Origin of the sequence: Rhodococcus sp. IEGM 1409 (genome assembly GCF_030056735.1) — a bacterium.
GTDB lineage: Bacteria > Actinomycetota > Actinomycetes > Mycobacteriales > Mycobacteriaceae > Rhodococcus_F.
Genome location: NZ_JASHKN010000007.1, coordinates 292,216 through 310,758, shown reverse-complemented (window position 1 = coordinate 310,758; position 18,543 = coordinate 292,216). Strand labels below are relative to the sequence as shown.

The 18,543-nt window shown below is 62.3% G+C and carries 19 protein-coding genes; 9 read left to right on the top strand and 10 right to left on the bottom strand.

Features of this window, described 5'->3' with window-relative positions; all coding sequences use genetic code 11:
• The first annotated feature begins 3 nt into the window (after window positions 1–3).
• The 6 genes from QM716_RS19945 (at window position 4) to QM716_RS19920 (ending at window position 5,130) form a co-directional block, all read left to right on the top strand.
• Complete coding sequence (locus tag QM716_RS19945) at window positions 4–825, top strand: CPBP family intramembrane glutamic endopeptidase (RefSeq protein WP_283305805.1); 822 nt, start codon at window positions 4–6, stop codon at window positions 823–825.
• Between the two features lie 160 nt (window positions 826–985).
• Window positions 986–2,221: an LCP family protein gene (locus tag QM716_RS19940; protein ID WP_283305804.1), complete on the top strand. Its 1,236-nt coding sequence runs from the start codon at window positions 986–988 to the stop codon at window positions 2,219–2,221.
• Between the two features lie 99 nt (window positions 2,222–2,320).
• Window positions 2,321–2,791 carry a hypothetical protein gene (locus QM716_RS19935; protein WP_283305803.1) on the top strand — a complete coding sequence of 157 codons (471 nt, stop codon included), beginning with the start codon at window positions 2,321–2,323 and terminating at the stop codon, window positions 2,789–2,791.
• Window positions 2,792–2,828: 37 nt separating this feature from the next.
• Window positions 2,829–3,374 carry a ferritin gene (locus QM716_RS19930; RefSeq protein ID WP_283305802.1) on the top strand — a complete coding sequence of 182 codons (546 nt, stop codon included), beginning with the start codon at window positions 2,829–2,831 and terminating at the stop codon, window positions 3,372–3,374.
• 129 nt (window positions 3,375–3,503) lie between these two features.
• Complete coding sequence (locus QM716_RS19925) at window positions 3,504–4,430, top strand: cation diffusion facilitator family transporter (RefSeq protein ID WP_283305801.1); 927 nt, start codon at window positions 3,504–3,506, stop codon at window positions 4,428–4,430.
• 154 nt (window positions 4,431–4,584) lie between these two features.
• A complete protein-coding gene (locus tag QM716_RS19920) occupies window positions 4,585–5,130 on the top strand; it encodes a ferritin (protein WP_024487904.1) in 546 nt (181 codons plus the stop codon).
• Here QM716_RS19920 and QM716_RS19915 read toward each other — a convergent pair.
• From QM716_RS19915 to QM716_RS19900, 4 genes are read right to left on the bottom strand one after another with little or no spacing between them, the layout of a single operon-like run.
• Window positions 5,127–5,945 carry an alpha/beta fold hydrolase gene (locus tag QM716_RS19915; RefSeq protein ID WP_283305800.1) on the bottom strand — a complete coding sequence of 273 codons (819 nt, stop codon included), beginning with the start codon at window positions 5,943–5,945 and terminating at the stop codon, window positions 5,127–5,129. The genes QM716_RS19920 and QM716_RS19915 overlap by 4 nt on opposite strands.
• A gap of 53 nt (window positions 5,946–5,998) precedes the next feature.
• Entirely contained in the window at window positions 5,999–6,913 is a 915-nt protein-coding gene (locus tag QM716_RS19910; RefSeq protein WP_283305799.1) for a DUF5926 family protein, read from the bottom strand.
• Between the two features lie 11 nt (window positions 6,914–6,924).
• The gene (locus QM716_RS19905) at window positions 6,925–7,689 is read right to left on the bottom strand and encodes a glycerophosphodiester phosphodiesterase (RefSeq protein WP_283305798.1); all 765 of its coding nucleotides are present in this window, start codon (window positions 7,687–7,689) and stop codon (window positions 6,925–6,927) included.
• Complete coding sequence (locus QM716_RS19900) at window positions 7,686–8,678, bottom strand: DUF4328 domain-containing protein (RefSeq protein ID WP_283305797.1); 993 nt, start codon at window positions 8,676–8,678, stop codon at window positions 7,686–7,688. The genes QM716_RS19905 and QM716_RS19900 overlap by 4 nt, the downstream gene beginning before the upstream one ends.
• Window positions 8,679–9,110: 432 nt before the next feature.
• On the opposite strand from QM716_RS19900, the gene QM716_RS19895 reads away from it, so the two are divergent.
• Both QM716_RS19895 and QM716_RS19890 read left to right on the top strand, forming a co-directional pair.
• Window positions 9,111–10,889: a hypothetical protein gene (locus QM716_RS19895; RefSeq protein WP_283305796.1), complete on the top strand. Its 1,779-nt coding sequence runs from the start codon at window positions 9,111–9,113 to the stop codon at window positions 10,887–10,889.
• 16 nt (window positions 10,890–10,905) lie between these two features.
• The gene (locus QM716_RS19890) at window positions 10,906–11,835 is read left to right on the top strand and encodes an LLM class F420-dependent oxidoreductase (protein WP_283305795.1); all 930 of its coding nucleotides are present in this window, start codon (window positions 10,906–10,908) and stop codon (window positions 11,833–11,835) included.
• A gap of 30 nt (window positions 11,836–11,865) precedes the next feature.
• Here the strand turns inward: QM716_RS19890 and QM716_RS19885 are convergent, their stop codons facing one another.
• The 3 genes from QM716_RS19885 to QM716_RS19875 all read right to left on the bottom strand — a co-directional run bounded on the left by QM716_RS19885 (window position 11,866) and on the right by QM716_RS19875 (window position 14,406).
• Complete coding sequence (locus QM716_RS19885) at window positions 11,866–12,462, bottom strand: Rv1733c family protein (RefSeq protein ID WP_283305794.1); 597 nt, start codon at window positions 12,460–12,462, stop codon at window positions 11,866–11,868.
• Window positions 12,463–12,575: 113 nt separating this feature from the next.
• Window positions 12,576–13,289: a peptide-methionine (S)-S-oxide reductase MsrA gene (gene msrA / locus QM716_RS19880; RefSeq protein WP_283305793.1), complete on the bottom strand. Its 714-nt coding sequence runs from the start codon at window positions 13,287–13,289 to the stop codon at window positions 12,576–12,578.
• Window positions 13,228–14,406 (bottom strand): acyltransferase family protein, encoded by a 1,179-nt coding sequence (locus tag QM716_RS19875; protein WP_283305792.1) that lies wholly within the window; start codon window positions 14,404–14,406, stop codon window positions 13,228–13,230. Before QM716_RS19875 ends, msrA begins: the two co-directional genes overlap by 62 nt.
• A 260-nt stretch (window positions 14,407–14,666) precedes the next feature.
• Here QM716_RS19875 and QM716_RS19870 point away from each other — a divergent pair, with 260 nt between their 5' ends.
• Window positions 14,667–15,290, top strand: a complete 624-nt coding sequence (locus tag QM716_RS19870) for a superoxide dismutase (protein WP_003944189.1) — start codon at window positions 14,667–14,669, stop codon at window positions 15,288–15,290.
• On the opposite strand, the gene QM716_RS19865 is transcribed toward QM716_RS19870, so the two are convergent.
• The 3 genes from QM716_RS19865 to QM716_RS19855 are packed head-to-tail and all read right to left on the bottom strand — an operon-like array spanning window position 15,287 to window position 18,393.
• Window positions 15,287–16,639 (bottom strand): YhgE/Pip domain-containing protein, encoded by a 1,353-nt coding sequence (locus QM716_RS19865; protein WP_283305791.1) that lies wholly within the window; start codon window positions 16,637–16,639, stop codon window positions 15,287–15,289. The genes QM716_RS19870 and QM716_RS19865 overlap by 4 nt on opposite strands.
• Before the next feature lie 43 nt (window positions 16,640–16,682).
• Window positions 16,683–17,831, bottom strand: a complete 1,149-nt coding sequence (locus QM716_RS19860) for an AI-2E family transporter (RefSeq protein WP_283305790.1) — start codon at window positions 17,829–17,831, stop codon at window positions 16,683–16,685.
• Complete coding sequence (locus QM716_RS19855; RefSeq protein ID WP_283305789.1) at window positions 17,821–18,393, bottom strand: HdeD family acid-resistance protein; 573 nt, start codon at window positions 18,391–18,393, stop codon at window positions 17,821–17,823. The genes QM716_RS19860 and QM716_RS19855 overlap by 11 nt, the downstream gene beginning before the upstream one ends.
• Between the last annotated feature and the right edge of the window lie 150 nt (window positions 18,394–18,543).

The following is an 18,543-nucleotide window of genomic DNA, read 5'->3' as shown; positions in this document are numbered from 1 at the left end:
CGGGTGAATGCCCGCGAAACCGTCCGCACGTGGTTACGGCCGCCGTCTCCCGTTCCGGCCGGCCCGGCGCTCGATCCCGCTGCCAGACGCGGAGTCTGGATCGAGATCACGATCGTCCTGCTGGTCACCTTCGGGCTCAGCGGATTGTCCGGGATCCTCTCGCTCGCCGAATCCTTGGCGACGCCGGTTGCGCTCTCGGATCAGACGGTTGCACTCAATCCCTCGCGGGCCGCCATCGACTGGATCGACCTGGCGCGCCAATTACTGGGTGTCGCGAAGCTTCTCGCGTGGGCATCGCTGGGACTCTATCTACTGTGGCGTTCGGGGATCGGTCCGCGTGCTGCGGGACTGACTCCCAAACCTCGTTTCCGGCGCGACATAGCCCCGGGATTCGGCTTGGCCACTGTGATCGGTCTCCCCGGCCTGCTGTTCTACCTCGTGGCTCAGGCGCTCAGCGTCAACCTCACCGTCCAGGCCAGCGCGCTCGACGACCACTGGTGGCGGGTGCCGATCCTCGTACTGTCCGCGATCGCGAACTCCGGCGCCGAAGAGATACTGGTCGTCGCCTACCTGATCACTCGCCTCCGAACGCTGGGTTGGAGCGAGAACAAATCACTGCTCGCATCGTCACTCCTGCGCGGCAGTTACCACCTCTATCAGGGGTTCGGCGGCGGCGTCGGAAACGTGATCATGGGGCTCGTGTTCGGCCGATACTGGCAGCGCACCGGGAAACTCTGGCCACTGGTCATCGCCCACGCTCTCATCGACATGGTGGCGTTCATCGGTTACGCCCTCCTGCGCGATCACGTCTCCTGGCTGCCGTGACCGGTACCGTGAACTGGTGACCGGCGACTCCGAATATCCTCAGCGCCCTCCGCGGCGCCAGCCGCCAGGGCCACCTCCGCGTGGACCGATGCCTCCGAGGCAGAACCCTCCACGCCAGAATCCACCCCGTCAGGGCCCACCCCCGCAGCGGCGTCCACCGATGCCGCCGGAAGGTCCGACAGTCATTCGCCGCGACGGACGCCCGCCGCAGCAGAATCCGGCTGATCAGGCCTGGTCACAGGCCCCACAACAAGCGCCGCAGCAACCCAGGCGCGAGGACTGGGCACCGACCCAGCGTCCGCAGCCGTTCCAGGACGACCCCCGCCGTCAGGGTGGGCAGCGTCAGGATCCGCAGCGTCAAGCGAAGTACGCACCCGCTCCGCCGCGCCGAACCCCACCGAACGCCCCGCCGCGCCCTCCTGAACCACCGAAGCAGCGACGCCCACGTAAGCGTCGTAGCTGGGGTAAACGTATCGGCATCACGTTGTTGGTGTTGCTGCTCGCTCTGGCCGGCGCGGTCTATTACGTCGACAGTTCGCTCAATCGAATCGACGCGCTGCCCGACTATGCAGGACGCGTCGCCGATACTCCGGGAACGAACTGGCTGATCGTCGGCTCCGACAGTCGTGAAGGGCTCACCCCCGAGCAGGAGCAAGCCCTTGCGACGGGCGGCGACACCGGCCCCAAGCGCACTGACACCGTCATCTTGGTCCATGTCCCCAAGAGTGGGAAGACGACAATGGTCAGCATCCCGCGCGACTCGTACGTTCCGATTCCCGGCTACGGCTCGGACAAGATCAATGCCGCCTTCGCCTTCGGCGGCGCTCCCTTGTTGGTGCAGACCGTCGAGGAGGCAACGGGGCTTCGCATCGACCACTACGCCGAGATCGGATTCAGCGGGTTCGCCGGCATCGTCGACGCTGTCGGCGGCGTCAACGTGTGCCTGGCGCAGCCGATCGACGATCCGCTGGCCGGGATCAACCTCCCCGCCGGATGTCAGGACTTGAAGGGTTCGGACGCACTCGGGTTCGTGCGAACTCGCGCGACGGCACTCGCCGACCTCGACCGCATGAACAACCAGCGCCAGTTCATGTCGGCGTTGCTGTCGAAGGCGACGAGTCCGACCACGTTCCTCAATCCGTTCCGGTTGTGGCCACTCGTCTCCGATACCGCCAAGTCCCTACAGGTCGACAAGAGCGATCACATCTGGAATCTGGCGTCACTCGCCTGGGCGCTTCGGGGAGGGATGACCACCACGACGGTTCCCGTCGCTGGTTTCGAGGACGTGGACGGTTCGGGCAACGTCCTGTTGTGGGACAAGACACGCGCTTCACAGTTCTTCGATGCCCTCGCCAACGATCAGCAGATTCCGCAGGATCTGATCACCACCGGGTGATCGCCCTGAGTTCCGGTCGTACCGAGGGAGGACAGTCCGGGCGAACAAATCGCTTTTCGGCAGGACGCGGAATCGGCCGCCGAAAAATACCGTGAAGGTATGAATAGAACACACCACAGGTACCGCACATTCACCGTAGTTGCCGCCGCCGTCGGAGCTGCTGCACTCGTGACGTCCTGCTCCGGAACCTTCGACAAGTTCGACGACTCCAAGGCGTACAAGAAGACCGAAACCTTCTCTTTTGCACGAACATCCAACGGGATCGACACGCTGCCGAGTTGGGTTCCGGCCGGCGCGACGGATATCGACGAGATCATCCGCACCACCGGCAACGAACGCATCCTGCGAATGAAAGCGAACGTCGCGGAGATGGATCACAACATCTGCACTGCACTTCCCACCGCCGAAACGCGCCCGGCGTCTCTGTCTGCTCAGTGGTGGCCGGCGGGGATCGAAAAGAGCAGCTCGTTCCAGTGCGGCGACTGGTACGTCGGCGAAAAGGACTCGTTCGTCTACGGGTATCGACCGGAAACTGTCGGCTTCATCATCGATCAGCTCGACAAGAAGTAGCTCCCTCTCAGCGGCGACGACCCAGTAACCTGTTGGGATGACACAGGCGAAGAACTCGAGCGAATTCACCACTCTGCTGCGTCAGCAGATCCGTAACGAGTTCACTGCATCGCAGCAGTACATCGCGGTAGCGGTGCACTTCGATGCACACGATCTTCCGCAGATGGCCGCGCGCTTCTACAGCCAGGCCACCGAGGAACGCGGTCACGCGATGATGATGATCCAGTACCTGCTCGACAACGACCTCGACGTGGAAGTTCCCGGTATCGACGACGTCGTGACGAAGTTCGACGGCGTCCGGGCTCCGGTCGAATTGGCACTCGAGCAGGAGAAGACGGTTACCGAGCAGATCACACAGTTGGCGCGCACCGCACGCGATACCGGCGACTACCCGGGCGAGCGGTTCATCCAGTGGTTCCTCAAGGAGCAGGTCGAGGAAGTGGCAAGCATGACAACACTTCTCACCATCGTCGACCGCGCCGGCGACAACCTGTTCCACCTCGAAACGTTTGTCGCACGCGAGATGAACACCCCGGCTGCTGTCGACGCAATGGCGCCGACGCCCGCCGGCGGCGGCGCCTGAGAGCCACCGGCTCAACGAAACTCACACGGGCGCCCGCCAAACTATTGGCGGGCGTCACGTCGTCCAATACATGCACTATTGCGCATATATGCATATGTGTCTAGGCTGGCGTCAACGAAAGGATCTTCGATGTCACACGGACACGGGCACGGAATCTCCCCCGCCGAGGCTGCGACCAGCAACAGCGGCAAGCATGTCAACAAACTGTGGATCGCCGCCGGCCTCGGGTTGGTGACGTTCGTGCTGCAGGTGACGGTCGGACTCTTCACCTCCTCGCTGGCACTGCTCTCGGACTCGGCGCACGTGTTCACCGACATCTTCGGCATCTTCATGGCGCTCGCCGCGATCCTCGTCGCACAGCGTGCCGCTCGGCGCCCTAACCGTACTTTCGGCATGTATCGCACGGAAGTGTTTGCGGCACTGGCCAATGCGATCCTGCTCTTCGCGGTGGCCGGATGGGTGCTCTACGAGGCCGCCGGCCGATTCTCGGATCCGCCCGAGGTTCCCGGCCTCCCCGTCGCGATAGTCGCCGTCGTCGGTTTGGCGATGAACGTCATCGCCTTCCTGATGCTGCGCAGCGGCGCGAAGGAAAGCATCAACATCCGCGGCGCCTACCTCGAAGTCATGGCGGACATGGTCGGGTCCATCGGCGTCCTCGTCAGCGGCTTGGTCACGCTCGCGTTCGGTTGGCGCTACGCCGACCCCGTCATCGGCGTAGCCATCGGCCTTTTCGTCCTGCCTCGCGCCTTCAACCTGGGCCGCCATGCCGTCCGCATCCTGCTCCAGCAGGCCCCCGATCGCATCGACGTCACCTCGATCATCGGGAAGATCAACACCCTCCCGGGCGTCGTCGACGCGCACGATCTGCACGTCTGGACGCTCACCTCGGGGATGGAAGTTGCTTCCGTTCACGTCACTGCGGCCAGTGACGCCGATCCCACAACGGTGCTCGCGGCCACCCAAACCTTGCTTGCCGACGCCTTCGAACTCGAGCACGCCACCGTACAGGTGGAACTACAGGGAAGTGACGGTAAATGCGCGGAACTCGCCTGGTGAAAAGGACATTCCTAAATGAAACATTCGATCTCACCGGGCTCGATAACCTCACCGAATTCGAAAAAAAATTAGGTCTTCTTTAGTTTGGGAACGCTTACCACAATAAGGTCAGACTGGGATGACAGGGCCTCTGACCTGCACTATCTTGGAATTCATGACTTCTGGGGAGACTCACATGACCAAATTCCACGCACTACTCCGGGACCAGATTCGCAACGAGTTCAACGCTTCGCATCAGTACATCGCGACAGCGGTTTACTTCGACAATGCGGATCTGCCACAGCTGGCAAAGCACTTCTACAAGCAGGCTGTGGAAGAGCGTAACCACGCCATGATGATCGTTCAGTATTTCCTCGATCGCGACATCAACGTCGAACTCACCGGCGTCGACGCGGCGAAGGCCGACTTCAAGGATGCCCGTGAGCCCATCGCTCTCGCGCTGACGCAGGAGAAGACGGTCACCGAGCAGATCGTCCAGCTCGCGAGCACTGCCCGCGAAGAAGGCGACTACCTCGGCGAGCAGTTCATGCAGTGGTTCCTCAAGGAGCAGGTCGAGGAAGTGGCAAGCATGACAACACTTCTCACCATCGCGGATCGCGCAGGCGCCAACCTGTTCGACCTCGAAGACTTCGTGTCCCGCGAGATGAGCACCGTCGGTGACACCACCGGTGCTCCGAACGCAGCGGGCGGAACCATCTAGCCTGCAGCACTCACAGATTTTGCCCTCGAGCCGAATGGTTCGCTTCCTGCCAGCAGGATCGAACTGATCAGCTCGGGGGCATCTGTCATCGGTACGTGCCCCAGACCGGGCAGAACCATCAACTTTGCCTGCGGGAACGGCTTTTTCACGCGCCGTGCCTGATACACGGGCAGGATGAGATCGCGTCGACCCCACGCAACCGTCACCGGCACAGTGGGATCCACGATGGGCGGCAGCACGAAATCCATCTCCAGACCGAGGTCGACGAGTTCGTTGGACACGAGCGAACGGCAGTCGGCCAACGCCGCCGCATAACCGACATGACTCGGATGAGCGAAGAACGCGGCGAGCGCCGGATAGCGAATCAGCTTGAACCGCAATGCGCGTGGCAATCCGTCGCCCATGAGCTTGGCCGTGCCGCGCAGTGCACGGAACGTGTTGATCGCTCGCACCTGATCGAGGTGATTGACAAAGAACCCGGCCGGCGAAAGAGCTGTCGCCGACGCGACATCTCCGCGCGCTGCCAGCGAGAGTGCAATCCAGCCGCCGAGGGAGTTGCCCGCGACGTGGGCGCGCTCCCCTGCCGGAGTCACTTCCTTGACGAACTCGCTGACGTCGTCGATCAGCTGTCCCATGACGTCCGGACCGATTTCGGGCAGCAGTGACTCTCCGTGACCCGGCAGATCGACGGTGACGACGCGGCGGTACGGCGTCAGCTGGTCCAAAAGCGAATCCCACGCCTGCCGTCGATGGACGATGCCATGGACAAGAACAAGCGTGGGACCGCTACCGGAGATGTCATGCGACAAAGTCATGCCGTCAACATTAACCGTAACTTTGCGTAACGCCTATAGTTCAGGCGAAAAAATCAGCGCAGCGTGACCTGACGACCACGAAGTCCGTCGCGCGAGCGCAGCTCGGCCGAGGTCAGCGGAGCATCGACGGTCAGAGCCTCGGCAAGACGCTCGCCGAGCTCGACGGTTGCCGCCACCCACTCGTTTGCATGCTTTTCGCGGTCGAGGTCGAAGACGGGAACCAACAGGCCGTGGGTGCGGAACGAGCCTGCGTAACGCGAGCCCTCACCCAAGTGCAGTCCACCGGTCGCGTGCACGCGGGCCAGCGCGAGCATCAGGTCGTCCTCGCTCTCGGGACGAACCCAACGCAGGTGCGCCTTCTCGCCGGCGTCGACCCACCACGCGGCGACGAGGCCGTCACCTTCGAGGCGTGCAGACGGCATGATCGCCGAGTTGGCGTGCTGCACGGTGGCGGCAACCTCGGGATCGGTTTCGACGCCTTCCGGAATCCACCAGTTGAAGTCCTGGTGCACGGTGATGTCGAGCAGCGCCGACGGATCGACGACAGCGGTGACTGCAGGAGTCTCGGAATCGGGGTTCGCGGCTGAAAGCGCGTCGCCGGGCGCCGCGTCCTTGATCCAGTTCACCGAGGCTGCGAGGTCGGCGCCGAGGTCGGCCGAGTGCGCCTGAACCTGCACACCGACAAATCCGGTGGCCGCCTCGCCCTCGTCGCGGACGAGTGCGGCAACAGCACCGGGGAGGACCGTCGCCAACGTGACCGGACGGTCGGAGCCGATGACCGGCAACGGAGCCGTGGCGGACGGAACGAATTCACGCAGCGCGACCAGATCGCACTCGGCGGCAAGGCCCTCGAACGGGCGGTTCACTACGCCGGCACCGGCTTCACGCTCTGCTTGGCGTGCCGCCAGCTTCTCTGCGCGTGCGCTGCCCTGCTTCGGTCCACTGTTTCTTTTGCTCTTCTTGGCCACGAGGGCAAAATCTACACGCTGCCCAGCCATTGCTTCGTGCGCCCGGGATGGTTAGTGGCCACCCAGCTGACCCCGAGCTCACGACACAGGTCCACATCCGCCTTGTCGTCGACGGTCCAGCAGTACGTCGCGCGACCCGCTGCGGCAGCCCGATCGACCAGATCGGGATGTTCGCGCAGCGCCTTGATCGACGGCCCGATCGCCGTGGCGCCCACCGCCGTCGACGCACCGCCGCCGAGGTAGCGCGACGCGTCACCGAGCAGGACCGTCGGCAGCAGCGGCGCCGAACGACGCACTCTCCACACCGCACTCGCCGAGAAAGACATGACCACTGCGCGTGAGTGGTCGGCAGACGGCGGCGACGCGATCCCGAAGCGGTGCAGTTCCGCCAGAAGTTTGGCTTCGACCAGGCCGCCGAACCGCACGGGGTGCTTGGTCTCGACGAACAGCTTCACGGGGCGCGCAAAATCCAGGGCGAGGGTGATGAGATCGGAGAGAGTCAGCAGTTCGGCCGGTTCGCTCGTCGACCCGTAGTCCAGAGCGGTCAGCGAATCGAGAGTCATCTCGCTGACGATCCCCGTCCCGCTGGAGGTGCGGTCGACCTTGCGGTCGTGCACGCAGACCAGGTGTCCGTCGCGGGTGAGCCGGACGTCGCATTCGAGCCCGTCGGCACCCTCCTCCAGAGCTAGTTCGTATGCGGCGAGGGTGTGCTCCGGCCGTGCAGCCGACGCACCTCGGTGCGCAACGACGAGTGGACCTCGGCGATCTGGGCTCACAGGGCTGCGGTTTCCTTCTCTTCCTCTTCCAGCACCGTCTTCTCTTCCAACACCGAGCGCGGCACCGGCACCCACCGGGTTTCCAATTCGGGTTCGCCGCGCCAACTCTTGCGCTCGATCCGTCGGATCACGATGAGCGTCAACGCCGCGGTGACGGCAGCGACCAATGCGATGAACGCGTTGATCAGGACCCCGTCGGCCATTGCCTGAATACCCGGGCGTGATCGCCAGTACGCGTTGACCACCAGCAGCAGAGCGCTGAATCCCCAGAAGCCCCACCAGATCTTGACCAGCAGGGTTCCGCGCGGATCGCGGCGAACCAGCTCGAAGAGATAAACGGCCGGCATCACGAGGTTGAGGATCGGCACAGCGCAGCCGACGACCACTTCCGAGGCGGTACGCGGATCGGATTCGCGGGCGCGTGCGAAGTGTTCACGACGCCGACGAAGCAGCCAGCACACAGCGGCGACGGCGGCGAGGACCGAGATCAGCAGTCCACCCAACTGAGTGAAGTACACGGCGGCGTCGGAGACCGTGAGCAGCGGTTGCGGGATCAGCTTGGTGCGGTTGCGGACCAGGATCGCGTATCTGCCCAGTTCGGCGAACACCGCCAGTCCGTAGAGGATCGTCGCGAGCGTCAGCAACGGCCCGACTCGGTCCGCCATTCGGTCCGCACGCGAGGGCGGTATCGGTGAGGTGTCGACGACGTCCTGGAGTCCCCACTGCGGGACCGCGTCGTATCGCGGGGTGGAGGGGCTACGACGGACTGGTGCGTCCCCCACGCCGCGTGGGTCGGACGGTGAGCGCGCGATCCAGCGGAAGCCTCGACGGTTCGGCGGTTGGTAGATCTCGGTGCGGGTGGGGATGAGTAGGACCCCGCTGCAGCGGGGGCACCACTGCGTCGGGCCGCCGACTCCATTGCTCTGCGTCGGGCCACCGACGACGGGCCAGCGTGCGGCGCATCGGGCGCAGACCTGAACGACACTCACAACTTCGATTCTGTCACGCCGTATCGGTAACGGCAGCAAATGGATTCACTCCCGATTTGTGATCGAACCTCCACCGCCTTCACCTGCATTGTTCGAATAATGTGACCTCCACCACTTAAAAGCTCGAGTTATCCACAGTTTCCACAGGTTTATCCACAGTTCTGGATGAATGAATCGGGCTTTATCCACAGGTCACGGCCAAGACCCTGAGAATTTGCTGACAGGTGTTAGCGAACAATGCACAGGCTCGAGGATGAATTTGACACCGCAGGTCAGTGAACTTTTGGGCGTCGGCGTCATTTATCCCGGCAAAGTTCACAATCCATTCAGAAATTGCTCCCGAAAGGACAGAAAAGACCGTTATCCCCTTTTTCCGTCGAAGGCCGGTTTTTGACACACCTGGAAGCATGACCGTCGATGACTTCTCCGTCGATGACTTCTCCACAGCCCGAGCCAACCCTGACGTTCACCCCTAAACGGGTCACGCAGCTCGCGTTCGTGTTGATCGGATGTCAGCTCGTCATTCGCGCCTGGATTGCCGCGAGCAACTACTTCTACTGGGACGACCTCATCCTGATGGGCCGGGGCGCACGCTTCCCCCTCCTCTCGCGCGAACTCCTGCTCTACGACCATGACGGTCACTTCATGCCCGCGGCCTTCTTCTTCACCGGGTTGATCACCCGCATCGCGCCGTACAACTGGGCGCTGTCGGCGACACTGCTCGTCATCGGTCAGGCCGTGGCGTCGTTGGCGCTTCTCCGCACTCTTCGGTTGGTCCTCGGGTGGCGACCGGCGCTGTTGATTCCGCTGATCCTGTATCTGTTCGTCCCGCTGACACTTCCGGCGTTCTCGTGGTGGGCGGCCGCGCTCAATGCTTTGCCACTACAGATCGCACTTGCCTGGGTGTGCGGGGACGCAATCAAGCTGTACCGCACCGGGCATGTGCGCTACGTGTTCTCGGGCACCGCGGTTTTTGTCGTCTCTCTGCTGTTCTTCGAGAAGGCGGTGCTCGTTCCGTTCGTGGCCCTCGCTTTTCTGGTGCTGTACTTGCGGACGCAAGGCGAGGAAACGCCGGTCCGGAGTGCGATCACGAAGTGCCGGCTCCTGTGGACGGCCGGCGCCGCTGTCCTCGCCATCTGGATCCCGGTGTACCTGACCACCGTCGAGTCTCCGGTCACCGGCTACGGCCGTTCCATGTCCACCGAACTGCTGCATCACGGCACGTCCTTGGGGATGCTTCCCACTCTTCTCGGCGGCCCCTGGCGCTGGGAGCGGTGGATCCCCAGCCCCGCATGGGCCGACCCACCGACGGTATTGGTGGTCGCGGCCTGGGCCGCATTACTGACGACGGTCGTGATGACAGTGCGTGCCAGACGTGGCGCTGCCTGGATCTGGGCCGGCGCGGCGCTGTACTTCCTGGCCTCCGTCGTGGCGATGACCGCTACCCGATCCGACGCCGACACCACCTACGAGTTGGCGCAGACCTTGCGTTACTTCACGGATTCGGCAACGGTGTTCGCCCTCGCCGCCACCCTGATTCTCGCCGCACCTCGGCGACGTCCGGCCCGCATGCCCGTCGCAGTCGCCGCCGGACTGTCAGTGCTCTTCGTTGTCAGTTCGCTCGTCTCGACTGTCACGTTCGTCGACATCTGGCGCGAAAACCCGACTCGCGACTACCTCGCCAACGCACGAATGTCGTTGTCCCAGAATCAGGACGCTTCACTGCTCGAGCAACCCGTCGCGATCCAGGTACTTCTTCCCGTCGCCTTTCCGAACAATTTGGCAAGCAATGTTCTCGCGCCGCTGCCTGATCGACCCGAATTCTCTACCAGCACTCCGATTCTGCTCACGATCGATGACAGCGGACAGATTGTCGATGCCGAAGTGACCTGGACGAGAAGGATTCCCGAGGGGACATCGAACTGCGACACTCGCGCCGAAGGTCCGACCGAGCTACCACTCGACGGCCCCCTAACCGGCTGGGAATGGACGGTTCAGCTCAATTACCTCGCGAGCACCGACGGAACGATCGACGTTGCGTTGGAGTCCGGCGACGCCGTATCAGTACCCGTGACGCAGGGTTTGCACTCAGCGTTCGTACGCCTGGTCGGCCACGGAAACAGTGTGAAAATCACGCCGACAACGCCGGACCTGACCCTGTGTTTCGGCGGTGGACAAGTCGGTGCCGTCGTCCCGACCTCCGCAAAATAGTGGCAGAGTAGAAGCCATGGAGCTGCGTATATTCACCGAACCCCAGCAGGGCGCTACCTACGAACAACTACTGACTGTTGCCCAGACCGCCGAAAAACTCGGCTACGGCGCATTTTTCCGCTCGGACCACTATCTCGCCATGAATTCCGACGGCCTTCCCGGACCTACCGATGCGTGGATCACGCTCGCCGGGATCGCCCGTGAAACATCCACCATCCGCCTCGGCACCCTCGTGACGTCGGCTACGTTCCGTCATGCCGGCCCGCTGGCCATCTCGGTCGCGCAGGTCGATCAGATGAGTGGTGGCCGCGTAGACCTCGGCATCGGTGCCGGTTGGTACGAGGAAGAGCACCAGGCGTACGGCATTCCGTTCCCGGCGCTCAAGGATCGCTTCGAACTGCTCGAGGAAACTCTCGATGTCGTGACCGGTCTGTGGCGTACGCCGGTGGGCGACACGTTCGACTACGACGGTAAGCACGTGCAGATCAAGAACTCTCCCGCGCTTCCCAAGCCGCACCAGGTCGACGGTCCGCCGATCCTGATCGGTGGCACGGGCAAGAAGAAGACTCCGGCACTCGCCGCTCGGTTCGCGAACGAGTTCAACATCCCGTTCAAGTCCCTCGAGGAGACGAAGGACATCTTTGCGCGGGTTCGTCAGGCTTGCGTCGACATCGAGCGGGATCCGAACGAATTGGTGTACTCCAACGCTCTTGTTCTCTGCTGCGGCCGCGACGAGGCGGAGATCAAGAAGCGCGCCGAGGCCATCGGACGAGACGTCGACGAGCTACGTGAGAACGGTCTGGCCGGAACGCCTTCGGAACTGGTCGACAAGATCGGAATGTTCGCCGAAGCCGGTTCACAGCGCGTGTATCTGCAGACTCTCGATCTCGCCGATCTGGATCATCTCGAACTCGTCGCAAGCGAGGTCATGCCCGAGCTGCGGTGAAGAATGGCGGCAGTGAGAAAGGGCTGGGGTCTACAGCGCGTTCGCGTCGAGGAACGCGCGTAGGTCCCGGTCCCACTGGGCCGAGCGGGAACGGTCGAGAAAGACCCGCACCAGCATGAATGCGATGACCAGCAAGGACATCACGCTGAACCAGGTGAAAACCCCGGTCACCACGGCTGCGACGTCGGCAGCGCTCTGAGTGATCGGGGCTACGGTCTTGTCACCTTGATCGTTGACGTAGATGTCGACCTCGGTGCCGGCAGGCGTCGCGGAATCGACGGTGATGTCGCCCGTGTGAACCTGACCGTTCCAGTTCCATTGCGCGCTCGCCATTTCCGTCGTCGGCGCAATGTAATCGGCGTTGGAGACGGTGGTCTGCGTCGAATCTGCCGTTGTCGTCGCCGAAATGCTGTGCAGTTCCGAGGATTGTTCGGCGATCAGTGCGTTCTGACTCGAAGCCGTCGCGGCGCCGGCCCACACTGCGAGAGGCAGCAGCAGAATCGCGAAGATGATCAGACCGAAGGACATGAACCCTTCGATCCGATCACTGCGGCGAACCATCGGATCGTGGCCTACGTGAATGGTGCGTCGAAGCAGCGACGCAGTTCCTCGCGTACTACCTGACATTGTGAACTCAGTTCTCTCGACGACACACTCTTACTTCGAGATTCCCTTTGTTTCGATCTAGTTGCAAGTGTTAACGAGCTGAATCACATGTGTCCTCCAACACCTGTTCCCAGTTATTCGCTCGGCGGAAGGATATCCGTCTGCGCCGGAACCTGATCCTGACGGAGCAATCCCACCGGGCAACTGACGCCCGTGGCATGCACCGGGCAGTAACCGCCGGGATTCTTCGCCAAATACTGCTGGTGGTAATCCTCCGCATAGAAGAAGTCACGCAGCGGACCGATTTCGGTGGTGATCGCGCCGTATCCCGCTTCGGCAAGCCTTTCACCGAAAGCGACGGCCGACGCGTGAGCGATTTCTTCCTGCTGCGCGGACGTCGTGAAGAGAGCCGAACGGTACTGCGAGCCCTGGTCGTTGCCCTGACGCATCCCCTGCGTCGGATCGTGGTTCTCCCAGAAGTGAGCCAGGATCTGCTCGTAGGAGATCACTGCGGGATCGAAGACCACCAGCACCACTTCGGTGTGACCGGTACGTCCGGAGCACGTCTCTTCGTACGTCGGATTGGGAGTGAAGCCGCCCGCGTATCCCGCAGCGGTCGTGTACACACCGGGAAGCTGCCAGAACTCCTTCTCGGCACCCCAGAAACAACCCATACCGACGACGACGGTCTGCATTTCGGCCGGAAACGGCGGCGTCAACGGATGCCCGTTGACGTAGTGCGCGGTAGGTACCGGCATTTTCTGCTCTCGCCCGGGGAGGGCGTCCTCAGGCGCGATCAGCGTGGATTTTGCGGACGCTCGTCCCAGAATGTCGTCGTACCAGCTCATGCTTCGATGCTACGCGCGAGCGGCTGTTTCGCCACGCCGTGGCCGCGCGGGCACCGGGCAGCTCCACCCAGCGGTAGCCGACTTCTGCTATCGCAGCCGTGAGGAGAAGGAACAGAGCGAAAGCCAGCGTCGGCCCCACGTACAAAACGGTGTTCTCGACGACGCGGTACAAGATCAGGGTGTGCACGAGATAGATGACGTAACTACGCGTCGAGAGCCACTTCACGACCGACCAGCGCGTCGGGACGCCGTCGTAACGGCCGATGAGGACAACCACTGCGGCGACTACCGAAATGGTCCACAGGTAGTGCTCGCCGGCCCAGTACACGCGGAACTGGGTCGCCACGATGATGACGTGCATCTGGACGAGGACGGCCGCGATCAGCCAGCGGCCGGGAGCGAGCTTCGCCCACGCGAGGTACATGATCTGGCCGAGGAAGACGGCCGGCAACGTCGCTGCGATCTTGGACAGCATCGGCACGGTGTACGGCAGCGGCGCGTAGACGTTGTAGAGCAGAACCAGTGAGCACAGCGCACCACCGGCGAGCGGCATGACGATCGGGCGCAGCCGCAGTATCGGACGAGCCCCGACGCACGCGAGATAGAAGAGGAATTGGACTGTGAGCGTCCAGGTCACTCCGAGAACTGCTACCTCGGGCTTGAGAAAGAATCCGCCGAGAAAAAAGCTCATCAACGCTTCGGTATCGGAAATACCTTCCTGACCGCTGAACATTCCGTTGATTCCGAGGCGGACCAGAAGAATGGCAATCGCGGTTGCCACCCAGAATGCGGGCAGCAGTCGACTGAATCGGTTGGTCAAGAACTTTCCGGGGCGGTCGCGAATCGCGGACCGCGTCACCAAAGCGCCGGTAAGCATCATGAATACTGCGACGCCGACAAAAGAGAGGTGCTGGTTGAGTTCGGCCGGCTCGATCAAAACGCCGTACACGACGTCGATCACCCACCAACCCGAGCCGAGATCGTCGATGACGTAAAAAGAGATGTGGGAGTAGATCACGGCGGCAACCGCCAGGGCTCGCAGCAGGTCAGCGCCCGGAAGATTCACCCGAGGCGCGGCCGCCTCTGGTGATTCCGGGAGGAAAACTGGTGCGGGCATCGCGCAAGTTTAAGGTTCCGTTCACCTTTACGACGAATTTGCGCATATTAGCTTGCCCTTAGATACGACCAAGTTCGGTGTCCCGAACTTTATTCTTTGGTGATTACTACCTGAGCCGGACTGTTGCGGACGGTGTACGAATGTTATTGGGTGGAAACCCGAACAATGATTTGCACATACGCGAGTGACGTCACGCCGTGACCGGTGATCGACGCACTCTAAAGCACCAGGGCTCACCAGCCCGCAAAGAAGGGACCCTCGTGTCTGTTTACACGTTGCCGGAACTCCCCTACGACTATGCAGCCCTCGAGCCGCACATCTCGGGCAAGATCATGGAGCTGCACCACGACAAGCATCATGCGGCCTACGTCGCAGGTGCCAACGCTGCACTCGAGAAGCTGGCCGAGGCTCGTGAGAACGACACCATCGCAGCGCAGGCCAACCTGCTCGAGAAGAACCTGGCGTTCCACCTCGGTGGCCACACCAACCACACCGTTTTCTGGAACAACCTCAGCGCTGACGGTGGCGACAAGCCCGAAGGCGAACTCGCCGCAGCGATCGACGACAACTTCGGTTCGTTCGATCTCTTCCGCGCTCACTTCTCCGCGAATGCCAACGCCATCCAGGGCTCCGGCTGGTCCATCCTCGCGTGGGACTCGATCGGACAGCGTCTGATCATCGTCCAGCTCTACGATCAGCAGGGCAACATCTCCATCGGCCTCACGCCGCTGCTGCTCCTCGACATGTGGGAGCACGCCTTCTACCTCGACTACCAGAACGTCAAGGGCGACTACGTCAAGGCATTCTGGAACATCGTCAACTGGAACGACGTCTCGGCTCGCTTCGACCGTGCACGTACCCAGACCGCAGGACTGATCGTCTAGTCACGCTTTTCTTGCGAACGGCGGCGCCTCACCAGGGGCGCCGCCGTTCGTGTCAGCAGAGCACCACCGAGCAGGACCGTCGTAGCTCCGAAGACCAATGCCAGTGTGCGAGTTCCGGAGTCACCGCTGCTCGCGGTGGTCTGATTCACGGCCACCGGATCCGACAGCACCGAGGTCAGCTGAACCTGCTGCGGAGTGGTCATCGCGGGAATGCCGGATTTTGCGCCGTCGAGGCCCGTGACCAATGACTTGGCGATCCCTTGCAGCGTCGTGAATCCCTGGGTGATCTGGTCGGTCACGTCACCGAGCATCTGCGGCGCCTGATCGGCGATGGGGATGAGTCCGTCGTTCAATTGTCCGGCAGCACTGCTCAGTTGATCACTCGCCCCTTGCAGCTGCCCGACGGCGGTGCGGACTAGATCACCGAGTTCCGTATCGGGTCCGACCGAACCACCCAACAGCGCCGGAACGGTGCCCAATTGCGCATTCAGCGCACCGAGATCCGAACTCACACCGGCCAGTTGCGCTGTCACGTCAGGCGGGATCGGGAGGCCGTTCAACGCAGTCTGCAACGTGTCGATTCGTGCCTTCAATTCCGCGGTCGAGGAGGACGCCTCCCCCAGCGTCAAGCCCAGCGAATCAGCGCGCGTGGCCAACTCTTCCGCCGATCCCGACGCCTGATCGACAACACCGGATACCTGTTCCGCCACGCTCATCAGCTCCAACGCCCCGGACCGTGCGGTCTCGAGATACGGCAGCAGTGTGCCGGCGCCTGCCTTCACCTGATCGATGGACTTTACGGCCTCGTTGGTTCCGGCGACCAGAATCTGTGCGGTGGTGAGGTTTTGATCGATCGAGCGTCTGGCGGCCGATGTCTGAGCCAACAAACCCTTGATTCCGTCGGCGCCGACCTGCGCCGAGACCGCCCGAGTCAGTTCGGTCGACCTCTCCGGATCCGAGCCCTTCACCGCCAGCTCGACACTCGCCTGGCGGGGATCCGTGCCGAACATCGACGCAACGGATTCACTGAAGTCTTCCGGCACCGTCAACGTCGCGAAGTAGTTGCCGTCCGGGCTGTCGACCACTTGGAAGTCGAAATCTTCATTCTTGCCCAGGGTGTCGACCAGCGTGTCACCCGCCCGAAGTTCCTTGCCGTCGAGCGTGGTTCCGGCATCGGCGTTCACGATCGCGACGGTGCGCGAATTGTCAGCACCACCGCCCGCGAAGATCACGAAGCCGATCCCCGCGACCGCAGCTGCGACTATCGCCGCCACACCACTCACCGCCAACCGTCGACCGAGGCGTGACGGCTGGCGGTGGGTGTTCTCGGTGGTGTTCTCGGCGCTCATGGGCGAGACGATAAAGCAACAACTTGTAGAAACACTGAGAGCCCTAGCGTGTGGGCGTTGCAGGCTTTTCAGGCTCCTCGGGTTTCTCCTTCGGCATGTCCCGGGGCCCGCTGATCAGGACGTCGGCCCAGCGTGTGGCTGGGTCGATGTCGAGCAGGACTGCTTTCACCAACAACGAAAGCGGGATCGCCAGCAGCGCTCCGAGCGCCCCGAGAACCCACGACCAGAAGACAAGTGAGAGGAACGTCATCGTCACCGACAGTCCGACGGCGTCGCCGACGAACTTGGGTTGGATGATGGACTGGATCACGAAGTTGATGACGGAGTAGACGACGATCACCCACAGCATCAGCCAGGGTCCGCCCTGCAAGAGCCCAAGAAGCGCCGGCGGGATGACGCCGATGACGAACCCGATGTTGGGGATGTAGTTGGTGATGAAGGACAGTAGCGCCCACAGAACGGGTAGCTGAATGCCCATCAGCCACAGCGCGCCACCGTCGAGTACCGCCACGATGAGGCCGAATACCGTCGAGACAACCAGGTACTTGCGAGTCCCTGCGGCAAAGGTGGAGAGCGCGTAGGAGATTTCGGGACGCTGATCGGCCAGCACGTGCAACCGCGAGCGGATACTCATGCCGTCGAAGGCCATGAACAGCAACAGCGCGAGGATGAACACCAGATCCGACAGAATGCCGAGCAGTCCCTCCAGCCCGCTTTCGAGTACACCCACTACCTTCGTGAGATCGATACTGCTGAGCGTGCTTTGGATCTGGTCGGTGCTGACTCCGAAGTCGGCCAACTTGTCGCGACCCTCGTTGAGGAGGTTGGTCATCTCCTCGGAGTACTGGGGCAGGATCGTCGCCAACTGCGCCGTCGACACGATCAACGACGCGGCCAGTCCGAGCAGAATCAGGTAGACGGTGACAAGCGAGCCCAACATCCCGACCCACTTGGGCCACCCTCGTCGCTGCGCCCAATCCTGAATGGGCTGAACGGCAATCGTCAGTACCAGTGCGAGGAACACCGGCCCGAGGATCCCCCCGAACGCCTTCATTCCGCCGACGGCAACCACGGTGGCCGCAATACCGAGAAGGACGATCAAACCGCGAGGGATCGACCAGTTCTCATTACCGGACAGCGTGGGGATCGGAGCGGGAGCCGCGACGGCCGGCTTTCCCTTCTTAGAGAACACCGGCTTCCTTTGCCCGGCTCCTGATCTGGAATGCTCCCACGATCATGAAGAGGCCGAAAAAGATTGCGTACCAACCCAACAACCAGATGAGGCTGGTGATGCCTTCGCCGGGCGCGATGAGAAGAATGATGCCGAAGATGACAGCGAGCACCGAGGCTGCGAGCAACCATCCCCAACTGGATCCGGGCAGCGCCTTCATCTTGAAGGCGCCGACAATTCCGAAGATTCCGAACATGATGGCGTAGAAGGCAATTATGTACAGCAGCACCAGCGCCGTGATGCCCGGCCAGACCAGCGCGACCACACCGGCTCCCACCGAAACGACGCCCGTGAAGACCCACCATCCCCAGGAACTCAGGTGTTCGCGGTCCCGGATGGCTCGAACGATCGTGATCAAGCCGTCGGCAATGGAGTAGATACCGAACAGGAAGACCAAGGCCACCACGGTAATTCCCGGCCACACCAGTGCGATGATTCCGAAGATCACGCCGAAGATTCCGCGGATCAGGATCATCCACCAGATCTCCTTGCCGTACTGCATGAACGGGTTCTGCGTGACCATCAGTAGCCTCCGAAGCAAGCGGGTGTCTCTGACCGATTCAACAGCTCTTCAAACAGGGCAATACCGACAGATCGTATGGCTGTCGTGACCTTTCCGCCCATCGAAACGCGCGGCTGATACCGAGTTGTGCTCTTCGGGTACGAAGCGGGA